The following is a 12,961-nucleotide window of genomic DNA, read 5'->3' as shown; positions in this document are numbered from 1 at the left end:
TAGAAATACTTATAACAGTATTGAAAAAGAATGACTTATTCCCCTAAGTAAGTCATTCTTTTTCGTTTTAAAGTATTTTATTATCAATATTAAAAACATAAATATAAATAAAGCACTAAATAAAATCAATCACCTTTATTGTCCTTAATTTTTTCTGAGACAAAGTCCAAAATTAACTGTCTATGCTGTGTCTTTATATCATTATATTTAAAAGCTATTCTATTATGTCTAGAATCATTAGTGTAATCTAACCTAACTTTTTCACATAGTGCCATAATTTTTTCATTCCTCAAAGATAGAGATACAACAGCGAATTTAGTGTCTATTTCATTCTTTGGAACTATGAAATAGACTCCACCTGCACTAATATCTACCGTATATGTTTTTCTAAATGCCCTAAGATATCTTGATTCTACATTGTTTAGTTTTAGATAACTTGTTTCTGGTGGAAGTATTGAATATTCAATATCAATAACAATTGGAAGCCTTTCGAATTCCCTTCTATCAATAGCTAGAATAAACTTCGGAATAGTAATTAAAACAGCTTGTTCAAAATCACTTTGGCTAGTTCCTATTACAATAGAAGCACATTTTATAGCTTGACGTGCATGAACTAAGATCAACTTAACCTGCTGGTCTTTACTTAGCCTTACAAAATTCTCTTGTCTCACATCAATGGTAAGACCTAAACAGTTTTCAGATACCTTTTTTACTTTTCCTTCAAACAAAGTTTTATTGGGTGTAATAAATTTAATCATGTCATTTTCATTTATAATACTCACATCTATTAGCCCCATATATAACCCTCTCCTTTTTCTCAAAATAAAATAAACGCTCTTATATTCATATACATATATAGATATCAAATACGAAAATAATCCTTTTTTTTATATTTTACCCATAGAAATTTATTCAACCTAATACAATAATAACATATTTTTGACATCAATTAAATTTATTATCATATATTTGTCTATTCATAAAATATTATAGATTTTATTTTATAATTTTAATTCCAGTTTGCGCTGGAATCATATCATGAATATATTTAGCATCATCTATGGAAAGTCGAACACACCCGTGGGATACCGCTTCACCTAAGCAATCATCAATAACTTCTCCTATTTCATTATATGGGACGCTATGAAATAGATAATTCCCGTTTATTTGTGTAAAATACTTTACATGTATCTCATTTATTCTTAATTCTTTCCCTTTTAAGCCACTATAAAAATTGCCTTCTATAGTTGGATTTTCTGGCGATCCTATACTACACGGAAATACTTTTATATTTACCCATGAATCTAACTCTTTATGATAAATATAAACTTCCCTTTTTGATTTACTTACAGCTATAAAGTAATTTGTATCTGAATTTATCTCTTTAGAATTCAATTGTGATTTTATCATTTCATTCACATTAATTACCTTTTCTGTTTGCTCATCATTCTTAATCTGTGATTTTATAATATTTGATTTAGGTTTAGCATCAATATTTAATAATTTTACTGCTGTCTCCTTACCCACAATACCATCCTGTTTTAAGCCATTTTTAGATTGATATTTAATTATGGCATTATAAGTTTCCGTCCCATATATACCATCCTCCTGAATATTATAGCCCTCAACAGTGTTCAGCAATCGCTGTATACTTTTTACAACGTCGCCCTGAGAACCTAGTGAAAGTATCTTACCACTATTTTGTAATGCCAATATTGTAGTAGAATTCTTTATGGTATCACTGGTGGTATTTATCGTTGCGGCATGAGCATTAGTTTTTATACTACATCCTATAATAATTTCTGCCACTGCCAAACTTAAAATTGTTTTCTTCATATTATTTATTCCCTTTTCTCTTTTGCTCTTTATTTTTCATTTTTATCTTATTTGTGAATTATAATCCTCTATATCCTTAAAATGCATAATAAGGACACACATTACTTTAATTCGTAATTCTATATAAAAATCTGACAAAAAAATTAATAATTCTGTTCAATAGATCCTTTGTCCATTATCTTGAAACTTGAACTTCTCTAGATAAATATATTTATTTAATCAAAAAACAAGACCAGGGCTTATTCTTAAACCCTGGTCTCATTGAGAAATTAGTGTACTTCTATTCAACTTTCTCTACCAAATTATTATCAATCAAAACCTTCAAAGAAAAACTTCGAAGCGTATTATCAAAGCTTATTGTTATTTTATCTTCCTTAAGTTCCTCTATCTCTCCCATTCCATAAGCCTTATGAGCTATCTTATTTCCTACTTCATAGCCATAAGTCTCCACAGGCATATCATTCAACTTCCCTTCGACTATAAACCTTGAAACTTCTTTAAATTGCCCTTTTCTGTTTCTTGGTGAAAATAAATAAAGGTTATCTATTGCCCGGGTTATTCCAACATAAAATAATCTTCGCTCTTCTTCAATGTTATCTTTTATGCTATTTGAATGAGGAATTGTTTCTTCTACGCAGTTTATAACATATACATTTTTAAACTCCATTCCTTTTACGCCGTGAATAGTGCTTAGAATAACTCCCTCTCTTTTTGTATTCTTCTTACTTGCCTCTATACTTTCTTTTACTTCTTCTACATGTTCTAAAAACTCAAAGATAGTCTTATAACCTTCTGCTGACAATTTAAATTCTTCAATTATATCTTCTAAATCTTCAATACTTTGACTAAATTTTTGAGCATAATCTCGTAAGTGATCTATGTATCCTAAATCCATAACAATATACGCAATCGCTGAGGATAATGATATCTTGTTTAAATAGAGTATATCTTTTCTTAAATCATCAAGTTTTTTCTTCTGAAAAGGTGGTGTATCACTTTTATTTATTAATATAGTGAAGGGACTTTCTTCTTCCCTGTAATTTCTTATATATGCAGAGTTACTTTTACTTATATATCTAAATGGTCTGTTAATTATTTGCAAGAAACTGTCCCTATCAAATTCATTAATTGATAATTTTAAATAACCTATTAAGTCTTTGCATATAAAATGTTCAAAAAAATTATATTCTCTATCTAATAGTGTAAAAGGAATCTTCCTCTTTGTTAAATTTTCAACAATCGTCATTGATTCCATATTAGTTCTATATAATATAGCATTATCTTCATATGAAATACCAAGATCTTTATTATTACTTATTATCTTTTCAATACTCTCTGCCTGCATTCTCTCATTATAAGGGCTGGACCATTTTATTATTCCTTCGCTATCCCTATTCCATTTTATTTCCTTATCATTTCTCTCTTTATTAAAGCTAATTACTGACTTCGATTTATCAACTATATTCATTTTGCTCCTATAATTAATTGATAAATAATACTTTTTGCCATTCTTAAACATTTTATCGAAACTCACCATATATTCTGGCTTAGATCCTCTAAATGAATAAATGCATTGATCCTCATCTCCAACAGCAAAAAGACAATTGTCTTCGCCCCCATTAATCAGCTTTAAAAAATCAATTTGCATTTCATCGCAATCTTGAAATTCATCAACAAGCACATATTTAAATAATTTCCTATAAGATAACAACATTTTCTCATCTTTTTTTAGTAACTCTAGCACTTCTATAGCCAGATCATCAAAATCTTTTTTATTATTTTCATGTTTATAAGCTTCATATTTTTCTAAAGATTCTTCAAAAATTTCTTTTGTAAGGGAAGGTTTAAATTCCTGCAAAGAAACTCTCGATGTTTTATATAAAGATATATTATTTATTGCTTCCTTTATTTTATCTTCATTAACTTCATCAAAGTATTTACTTAAAACATTACTTACAATTTTATGTACAACAGCTCCATCTACAATATCTATACTTTTTCCGCATCTTAAAAGTATCTTATAAAATAAGCCATGAAATGTCCCAAAAAACGGAGAAACATCTGCATTGAACATCTTAGCATATCTATTCTTCATGTTTTGAGCTGCAGCTTTTGTAAATGTAATTACAATTATATTTCCATTAGGTATTTTTCTATTTTTAACTAAATGATTAACCTTATTTATTATAACGGTTGTCTTTCCAGATCCTGGAGCCGCAACTATTAAGGTATTCTTTTCCTCAGCATTTACTGCATTCATTTGAAACTTATCAAGATTGTACCCCACAATTAAAATCCCTCTTTCTTTAAAATTAGACTCGCCTTTACTTTCGTTATTTCTATAATAAGTTATACCTCTTTTAGATTCTTACCAAATTTAATACACATATTTCAATTCTGTCTCAAAATCTCGAATATTAAATTTTTATATTCAAAAAATTATAATATCACTAAAATTAAGTTAATAGCAACTATATTGTAATCAAACGGTTATAGATGTACAATAGTTTTCTTATATCCTTATATCATAGTAAAATCAATACTTCCTAAGTTTAAATATTATATTTGTGTACTATAATCGTACTATTCATATAATTCATTTAATTTATTAGCTAATGCAATATCTTTGTTTGGGTACAAATGAGAATAAATGTTAAGAGTTGTTTGTACACTTTCATGACCTAATCTTTCAGATATTGCTAAAGGTGCAAATCCTAATTCAATCAATAGTGAAGCATGCGAGTGTCTAATGTCATGTATCCTAATTTGTTTCACTTTACTTAACTTACATATTCTAATTAGATGCTGTCTTAAAAAATCTGTTCCAAATGTAAATATTCTATCATTTTTGTTGTAGTCGTAAATAGAATTTATATATTCTTTTATGTCTTCTACTAATGAATCTGATATACTAATTATTCTCTTACTTTTTCGGGTCTTAGGAGGATTTATGACGTCTTTTTTTAGTAGCTTAGTATATGTTTTGTTTATGTTTATTGTTTTCTTTTCTAGGTCTATATCGTTAAATGTGAGCGCTAATAATTCTCCTCTTCTTATTCCTGTCCAAAAAAGTATTTTAAATGCTATTGTTACATTGGGATAATCGCTAAAATTAATAAATTTTTTAAATTCTTCTATTGTCCAAAATTTCATATCTTCTGCTTTATTCTTTCCCATTGAACCTGCTTTTAATGCTGGACTAGTACTTAATCCGTAGTATTTTATTGCAAAATTAAATATAGCTGATAATTGAATGTTAATTGATTTTAAATAAGTATTTGATAAACTTTTATTTTTTAATGCATTTTGCCATTTTCGTATATGGTTTGGTGTAATATCTGTAACGTTCATATTTTTGAAATAGGGTTTTATTTTATTATTTATTAAAATGCTTTTATTAGCAAATGTTGTAGTTCTCACATTAGTTTTTGCATGCTCAAGGTATAGCTCTGTAAGTTTTTCGAAAGACATATCACAATTATTTCTTTGTTTTGTTAAGAAATCTCTTTCAAATTCTTTTGCTTCACTTTGCTTTTTAAATCCTTCCTTCTTTTTCTTTTTTCTTTTGCCTGTCCAATCTGTATAATAAAATGAGCAATACCAGGTTCCCCTTTTTTCATCCTTATAAATTGGCATATTTAAATTAATCCTTTTCTTAATTTTTTATTTTTTATTAATCTATGAAACTCCCTTTGCTTTTCTATGATGCTTAATTCATTATTTAGAATTATTAAATTTTTACCGTTTATAAATGTCAATATCCCCTTAAAATTGTCACTAGAATTCATATATTTTACGAAGAAATCTTTCTTGTTATATTTTACTTTATTAGTTTTCATATATTTAACCTCCTTGAATTACTCCCAGAGGTATGTTAATCTAATAATTGCGATACCTTTGGGTATTATTGTTTTGCAATTCTGTATGCTTTGGACGGTATCAGGATTGCTTTTTACTTTTTATTCTTTTCTAATAAGTCATTCTTTATTAAATTTACAATATAATCTTGGATCGTTGTATCTTCTTGGACTGTTTTAAGTTTAATTTTCTTATGAAATTCATCTTCTAACCTTAAAGTTATTGTTTTCATTAATTCACCTCCTATAAATATATTAACTTTTTAAATGTTTAAAGTCAATACTTAAAACATTCAATAATGTTTTAAGTATATCTTTTTCCTTTGTAATTTTGTTTATATTTGTTTATTTGTATACGAACTTTCCTTTCTATTAGCTAATTAGTGTGTAGTGTCCTTGTGACCGCACGTGGTGTTTTATTTTGTGCATTGTGTGGTTGCTATCTTTATTGTTATGTAGCCTATGCGGCAACTGAGCATAGGAGCGTAGCGTGCTCTTTATACTGCTTTTTCTGTGCTAATACATTTTAATCACACTAAGTGCAATTTTATTGTGTCATTCGCCACTTTAGGGCGAATGACATTTGTTAACTCATTATTCATATATTCTCTATACAATAGATACTCTAAATATGGATAGTATTTAATCTTGTTTTAAAAGAAATGCTAATTTCTTAAATTCTGTATTAGTAAAATTAATCAGTTTTTTCTTCTTAAATTAGTCGCCTAAGCCTAGTATTACCTTAGGCGACTTCTGTATCATGTCGCAAATGTTTGGGAAATATAAAACGGTTATCCTATAATGGCTATATTAAAAGGTCTTAATGGTATTTGTTTCGGGAAATAAAGTTGTCGCAAAGTTGTCGCAACCTTCTGTCGCGAGGTAACTTCTGTCGCAAAAAGTGTGGTGATTGACTTTGGGGGTGTTCCTTTGTAGGGTGAATTATTTAGTTGTAAAGATAGTCCCTTCTATCACCTAATAAAATCGTACTAAAAACGTACTGAAATATTTTAAATTTAAAAATATTTTATTTAAAATTATGGAATTTGTGTAATATAAGTATGGAATATTAATGATTATCAATTCTTGTTTAAATCTTCATATAGATGTACAATAGTTTTAAGTATTTTAATTAATAATGAGATAATATACCAATTATTAAACAGAAATTATTTTATGTTTTTATTTAAAGGAGATTGTTATGGATAATAAACCCGATTTCAATGTAAAAGATGAAAGAAACTTAACAATGCTAGTTGATTTTTATGAACTAACTATGGGAAATGGCTATTTCGATAAAGGACTTAAAGATAGAATAGCTTACTTTGATATGTTTTTTAGAAGAGTTCCAGACGGTGGTGGATATTGCATAATGGCCGGCGTTGAACAATTAATTGATTACTTAAAATCTTTAAAATTCACACATGATGATATAACTTATCTAAGATCTAAACAGTTGTTTTCTGAAGAATTTCTCGAATATCTTGAAAACTTTAATTTTAGTTGCGATGTTTGGGCAGTTCCAGAAGGAAATCCTGTCTTTCCAAATGAACCACTTGTAACTGTTCGTGGTCCTGTAATTCAGGCACAATTTTTAGAGACAATGATTCTCTTAACAATAAATCATCAAACATTAATTGCAACAAAAGCTAATAGAATTTGTAGAGCTGCAGAAGGTCGTCCTGTAATGGAATTTGGCTCAAGAAGAGCTCAAGGGTATGATGGTGCTATTTATGGTGCTAGAGCTGCTATTATAGGTGGCTGTAGCTCAACTGCCTGCACTATGTCTGATAGAATGTTTAACATACCTGCTGTAGGTACAATGGCTCACAGCTGGGTTCAATTATATGATACAGAATACGATGCATTTAAAGCTTGGGCCGAAATTTATCCTGATGATTGTGTATTACTTATAGATACCTATAATGTTATAAAATCAGGTATTCCAAATTCAATAAAAGTATTCAACGAAATCTTGAAACCACTCGGCAAAAGACCTCGTGGAATCAGAATTGATTCTGGTGATATCACTTATTTGACAACAAAGTGCAGGCAAATGCTTGATGAAGCTGGTTATCCTGATTGTGGCATCGTAGTTTCCAATTCTCTTGATGAACATATTATAAAAGATGTATTAGACCAAGGCGCATGCATAAATTCATTTGGAGTTGGTGAACGTCTCATAACCGCAAAATCTGAGCCAGTTTTTGGAGGCGTATATAAATTAGTTGCTTTAGCTGGAGACAACTCAATTATTCCTAAAATAAAGATCAGCGAAAACGAAGAAAAAATCACTAATCCTGGATTTAAAAAGATCGTTAGAATATTTGACAAAAATTCTCATAAGGCTTTAGCCGATTTGATAGCTTTAAGAGATGAACATATTAATGAAAATGAACCTCTAGTAATATTTGACCCTATTCATACCTGGAAGAGAAAAAAGATCAGCAACTATTATACTAAAGACCTTCAAGTTCAAATCTTTAAATCTGGTCAGTGTATATATGAATCTCCAAGTGTTTTAGATATAAAAGAATTTTCTAAAACCGAAACTGATAAACTTTGGCCTGAAGTATTAAGATTTGAGAATCCTCATACTTACTATGTTGACTTATCGCAAAATCTATGGTCACTAAAGCACTCTTTACTTCATAAATATACTAATTCATATGAAACACAGGATTAATTTCTAGCTCAATAACTTTCTAGATATTTTTCTATAATAAGTTAAAAACTTATTTGTGCTCATATGTAAATAAGAAAGGATTAGAATATACCATCATATTCTAATCCTTTCTTATTTAATTTAATAGTTTACATTTATACTATTTTCCTCATCATATATAGATAAATTCAAAAAGCCATAATCTTCCTTTATAATCTCTTTAAAGTTTAAACTATTTGATTCAGTACACTCGTTAAAAATACATTGTGACACATCTTTTCCTTCAAACGCCTCACTTGTTATTATAGGGCACTCCTTATAACATTCAACTCTCTCTCTCGCTGTTGACCAAAATGGACACCTACTCATAATCCCCCGCCATCCTTTTCTCATCCTCGTAATCTCAAATTAATAAATTTATGAAATCATTATATTACAAATACTACAAAAAGTAAAGTTTTACAAATATTTTTATATATTTACTCCAGAAAGTTAATACTATTAAAAAAAGAGCATCTTTTATGTTAAAGATGCTCTTTTTATAAATTTTAATATTACCATTTATTTTTATTAACAGAAATATCTATTACTTCATTTTGAAATGCTCTAAGTAATGCCTTTTCTAAAACCTTTTCCTTATCAAAGTTTTCTATGTCTTTACATACTGCAAAAACCTTGTTTTTCTCGCCATTAACATTTTTATAAGTTAATGTTACGTTAGGTTTATCATATTCTACTTCTAATATCTTTATCCCCCATGATATCTGAGCAAAATCCCCATCCACTATCAAATTTGTTAATTCTTTCAACTTAGCATTGTCTTTATTTGGATCATTAACTATTATTAATTCTTCTCCAACTTTATATTTTCCCACAACAATACGCCTCCTTATTAATTCAAATATTATTTGTATTTTTATCATAGGCTATATAATTTCAAGTCTGTAATAAAAATTAGTATCTTTTCTGTGGTTTAATTTAATTGTATACTATTATTGTTCCAAAAGAATGTTAATAAATTAACATTCTTTTTCTTACTTTTATTTTAACAGACTTTTCCTAACTATACAATAAATTTTTATCATTTTTCATTTAATCTGTGTAATATTTAAGTTAAAATAATGTAAACTGAACATTAAAATCATTTTTATATATTATAGCTTAATAACACTCATTTATTTATAAATAATAATTGTTTCTAAATAACATTAATCAATATCGTTGACTATTTATTTATCTTCATGTTATAATTTCAACATAATCTTAATAAAAGTGAGGTATTAAAGATGGATTATATAGCTTCAATTTTTAAAGAAAAAAAGCTAAAGTTAACTCCTCAAAGACTTGCAGTATATAACTATTTAATTGGTACTACTACTCATCCTTCGGCCGATGTTATTTATACAGATATACATGTCCAATACCCAACTATGAGTTTAGCGACAGTTTATAAAGCCTTAAAAACATTAGTTGATGTTGGATTAATTCAAGAAATAAATGTTGGTGAAGGTAACTTTAGATATGATGGAAATTCTTCTCCCCATCCACATTTACAATGTTTAGGCTGTGGTAGGGTTGATGATTTTAAAGACTTATCTCTTGATAATCTTAACTCTTTAGCGGAAGAGCATACTGACTATAAAATTGTTTCCAATAAAGTTTATTTTTATGGGTATTGCAATAACTGTAAGTAATTTCTATTCTCGACTATAACGTTAAATAAAAGTATACTAAATGAAGTATACTTTTATTTAACGTTATAGTCTTTTTTTCTCTATATACCGTATATTATTAATATGCACCTCATTATTAACATATAATTTATTGAGGTGATACATAATGAAAATTATAATAATAAAGAAAAAACTTTTAGCAAACACAGTGCTATATTTGAGCTTATTTGCTGTAATTATAACTCTAATTTACTTTATATCAAATAATTTTGAATCTATCCAGACCATTTCCCCTATAAACATTTCCCAAGATGCACACTATGATTTAACAGGTGATGGTATAAAAGAGACCCTCGAAATGTTAAATTCACAGAATAAAATTGATTTTAACATAAAAAGTTCTAAATATGATTATTATCTTTCTAATGAAATTAAGGATAAAACACTTTTCACTATAAATAATCATTGGGAGCCTAAAGTTTTTATTCATGATATTTCAAGAGATAATATACCAGAAATAATTCTTATTGGTTCTAAAGATAATAAACCTACATCCTATATTTTTCATTGGAACAAAGATAAATTCAATCTAATATCTTCGAATCAAAATAACATATCTGGCATATTAGATTGCAAAAATTCAAGAACTCCTCAGTTCTATTCATTATTATCTTCAGAAGGACTTTCTTCATTAAAAAGTTTTATGCTTATTAATAATAAATCATTGGATACTAGCAAGGAAAATGTAACTCTTCCTTCTCTCGATTCTGCTACACAATTTATAAACTTAATTGAATTTCAATATTTGCCTGATGATCTTCCTGGCATATTTACATCTACCATTGACAAGAATAATTTATCTCTACTTTGGACTTTGGACAAAGAGAATTATTCATATACTTTCCAAAATGCTTTCTTCTATGATTATAGATGGAATGACTCTGGAGAACCATCTTCTATAAGATGGAGACTTTCTTTTGAAAAAAGTGATAAAAAAGGTTCCAATGCTGGTAAAAGTGAGCTTGTACTATTAATAGATTTAAATTTAGATCAAATTGACTCATCCTATAAAATTAATAGTATACAGAAAATTTCATAAAAATATGAAGGCCGCATTATGCGGCCTAAAGGGGGATGAGGGGTTACTTAATGAAATAAATAATTTATAATTCATTAAGTTTGTAAGAGAATGCTTTCTCTATTACATTAATATTATTGACATGTTTTTCTATTGTATACACATTTATAAAAAATATTTTTAAGATTTTTAAGCATCCTTAAGTTCCCCTCTTTTATAAGCTTCAATGATACTATCTATAAATTTTATTCTATCTGGATGAGCATAGCTTCTTAATGCCATTAGAAATTGCAAATTCACATCATTTTCACTAATATTTTTGCTTGCACTATGCCTTCTATTACTTTTGTCCCCATTTTGATTTTCAGTGCTCTTTGAGCTCACAGTATTTGCATTTGACGTACTTGAATGCTCCTTTGGTGTTTGATTAACATTCGGAAACATATTCCTACTAAAATCATTACTTTGAGTATTCATATTACCTTGGAAAAGGTTATTATCTAAGTTTAATCCCATCATTTGAGCTAACGAGCTTAAATTCCCCATATTGAATCCATTTGTATTCATTGAAGCTAACATATTCCCCATATTATTCATATCAACATTTCCTCCTAACAACCCCATCAGCTGCATAGGATCTATCCCAAAAGGAGTACTAGTATTATTTCTGCTGCTGGTATTGTTATCTGTTTCGTTCCTTATTGTATCTTGTTCTCTATGTTTACGCTTAGACATCTTAAATTCCTTTCAACTATAATTGCCTCTTTTTAATATATGTATATTATCATAAAAATGTTTATGTTTTTGGCATTTTTTTAGAGGGCTTGAAGCCCTCTATCCATTATCCTAGCAGCAACAATTAGATTCTTGATTTCCACCGAATCCTAAAAAGCTTCCACCGCCACATAATAAGAATAATAAAATAATTAAATATGATTTATTACAATTTAGCAATCCTGAACCACATGCTATTAATAAGAATATGATTGGTGTACAACCACTTCCACCTAATAGCCCTCCTCCAGAATAATTAGAAGATGTTGAGGTACAGCAGCACTCTTGTCGTCTCTTCTCACAGCAGCATTTATTCTTCTTTCTAGACATATTTATCTCTCCTTCCTAAATATTTCAAATTTTAACAAGTTGTAGCACAACCGTTATTGAAAGGACTTATTCCTCCGCCAAAACCTTGCCCACAACCAAAGCAATTATTTAATCCATTGCCAGCAAAGCTATTATTGCAAAGGAATAATATTACTAGTATAAACAAGTATGGTGAACAATTATTTAAGAATCCACTACCTCTGCCATTGTTTCCTTGATTACAGCAGCAATCATTTTTCTTCTCACAGCAACATTCCTTTTTCTCACAGCAACACTCACAACAATTATTCATTCCTCTGCCGTAGTTATTTCTTCCACAACCGCAATAGAATAATATTAATAAAATCCAAATCCAGCTACCAAATCCACCATTACATTGCCCTTGTCCAAAGCCACCCATTCCACCTGGAAATCCTCCGATTCCTGGCCCACCGAAGCTTGGACCGCAACTATAATTGTTAGACATTGAATCAGAACAATCATCATCACATGAATTTAAACCATTTAGGATATCATTCATCTCCATTTTTATTCCTCCTTGGAAATATTTTTTCTTTTTTATACTATATATTATTCCTACCCAAAACTTTTGACACTATTTTTTATAATTTATAATTTAAATTATTTGTACAGTTATTAAGAACAAATTATCAAATAATGTCTGAATTTTAGATAAAAATAACCTCCTACAAATATTATATTTGTAAGAGGTTATTTGTTTACTATTATATATACATATATCTAAAAT

General features: G+C 28.4%; 14 protein-coding genes. 3 read left to right on the top strand and 11 right to left on the bottom strand.

Going from position 1 to position 12,961, the window contains the following annotated elements; translation table 11 throughout:
• Nucleotides 1-125: 125 nt before the first annotated feature.
• From CLCHR_RS14650 to CLCHR_RS24455, 6 genes are all read right to left on the bottom strand, one after another.
• Nucleotides 126-797, bottom strand: coding sequence for a PilZ domain-containing protein (locus CLCHR_RS14650; protein WP_079440584.1), 672 nt, complete (start codon nucleotides 795-797; stop codon nucleotides 126-128).
• A gap of 199 nt (nucleotides 798-996) precedes the next feature.
• Nucleotides 997-1,836, bottom strand: coding sequence for a L,D-transpeptidase family protein (locus tag CLCHR_RS14645; RefSeq protein WP_079440583.1), 840 nt, complete (start codon nucleotides 1,834-1,836; stop codon nucleotides 997-999).
• Nucleotides 1,837-2,116: 280 nt separating this feature from the next.
• Nucleotides 2,117-4,123, bottom strand: a complete 2,007-nt coding sequence (locus tag CLCHR_RS14640) for an ATP-dependent helicase (protein ID WP_079440582.1) — start codon at nucleotides 4,121-4,123, stop codon at nucleotides 2,117-2,119.
• A 296-nt stretch (nucleotides 4,124-4,419) separates the two neighbouring features.
• A complete protein-coding gene (locus CLCHR_RS14635; RefSeq protein ID WP_079440581.1) occupies nucleotides 4,420-5,472 on the bottom strand; it encodes a tyrosine-type recombinase/integrase in 1,053 nt (350 codons plus the stop codon).
• 2 nt (nucleotides 5,473-5,474) lie between these two features.
• Nucleotides 5,475-5,675, bottom strand: coding sequence for a hypothetical protein (locus tag CLCHR_RS14630; RefSeq protein WP_079440580.1), 201 nt, complete (start codon nucleotides 5,673-5,675; stop codon nucleotides 5,475-5,477).
• Between the two features lie 113 nt (nucleotides 5,676-5,788).
• On the bottom strand, nucleotides 5,789-5,926 hold the full coding sequence (locus CLCHR_RS24455) for a CopG family transcriptional regulator (protein WP_139376242.1): 138 nt from the start codon (nucleotides 5,924-5,926) through the stop codon (nucleotides 5,789-5,791).
• A 968-nt stretch (nucleotides 5,927-6,894) separates the two neighbouring features.
• Between CLCHR_RS24455 and CLCHR_RS14625 the strand changes: the two genes are divergently transcribed.
• Nucleotides 6,895-8,379 carry a nicotinate phosphoribosyltransferase gene (locus CLCHR_RS14625; RefSeq protein WP_079440579.1) on the top strand — a complete coding sequence of 495 codons (1,485 nt, stop codon included), beginning with the start codon at nucleotides 6,895-6,897 and terminating at the stop codon, nucleotides 8,377-8,379.
• 120 nt (nucleotides 8,380-8,499) lie between these two features.
• On the opposite strand, the gene CLCHR_RS14620 is transcribed toward CLCHR_RS14625, so the two are convergent.
• Both CLCHR_RS14620 and CLCHR_RS14615 read right to left on the bottom strand, forming a co-directional pair.
• On the bottom strand, nucleotides 8,500-8,751 hold the full coding sequence (locus tag CLCHR_RS14620) for a hypothetical protein (RefSeq protein WP_312291952.1): 252 nt from the start codon (nucleotides 8,749-8,751) through the stop codon (nucleotides 8,500-8,502).
• Between the two features lie 161 nt (nucleotides 8,752-8,912).
• The gene (locus CLCHR_RS14615) at nucleotides 8,913-9,233 is read right to left on the bottom strand and encodes a hypothetical protein (protein WP_079440577.1); all 321 of its coding nucleotides are present in this window, start codon (nucleotides 9,231-9,233) and stop codon (nucleotides 8,913-8,915) included.
• A gap of 411 nt (nucleotides 9,234-9,644) precedes the next feature.
• On the opposite strand from CLCHR_RS14615, the gene perR reads away from it, so the two are divergent.
• Together perR and CLCHR_RS14605 are read left to right on the top strand one after the other, a co-directional pair.
• A complete protein-coding gene (gene perR, locus CLCHR_RS14610; protein WP_079440576.1) occupies nucleotides 9,645-10,052 on the top strand; it encodes a transcriptional regulator PerR in 408 nt (135 codons plus the stop codon).
• 145 nt (nucleotides 10,053-10,197) lie between these two features.
• Nucleotides 10,198-11,130, top strand: coding sequence for a hypothetical protein (locus tag CLCHR_RS14605; RefSeq protein ID WP_079440575.1), 933 nt, complete (start codon nucleotides 10,198-10,200; stop codon nucleotides 11,128-11,130).
• A gap of 168 nt (nucleotides 11,131-11,298) precedes the next feature.
• On the opposite strand, the gene CLCHR_RS14600 is transcribed toward CLCHR_RS14605, so the two are convergent.
• The 3 genes from CLCHR_RS14600 to CLCHR_RS14590 all read right to left on the bottom strand — a co-directional run bounded on the left by CLCHR_RS14600 (nucleotide 11,299) and on the right by CLCHR_RS14590 (nucleotide 12,739).
• Complete coding sequence (locus CLCHR_RS14600; RefSeq protein ID WP_079440574.1) at nucleotides 11,299-11,844, bottom strand: hypothetical protein; 546 nt, start codon at nucleotides 11,842-11,844, stop codon at nucleotides 11,299-11,301.
• Nucleotides 11,845-11,955: 111 nt separating this feature from the next.
• The gene (locus CLCHR_RS14595) at nucleotides 11,956-12,213 is read right to left on the bottom strand and encodes a hypothetical protein (protein WP_079440573.1); all 258 of its coding nucleotides are present in this window, start codon (nucleotides 12,211-12,213) and stop codon (nucleotides 11,956-11,958) included.
• A gap of 31 nt (nucleotides 12,214-12,244) precedes the next feature.
• Nucleotides 12,245-12,739 carry a hypothetical protein gene (locus tag CLCHR_RS14590; RefSeq protein WP_079440572.1) on the bottom strand — a complete coding sequence of 165 codons (495 nt, stop codon included), beginning with the start codon at nucleotides 12,737-12,739 and terminating at the stop codon, nucleotides 12,245-12,247.
• Between the last annotated feature and the right edge of the window lie 222 nt (nucleotides 12,740-12,961).

The sequence above is a fragment of the Clostridium chromiireducens genome (genome assembly GCF_002029255.1).
Lineage (GTDB): Bacteria > Bacillota > Clostridia > Clostridiales > Clostridiaceae > Clostridium > Clostridium chromiireducens.
This window is presented reverse-complemented; position numbering and strand designations above follow the sequence as displayed.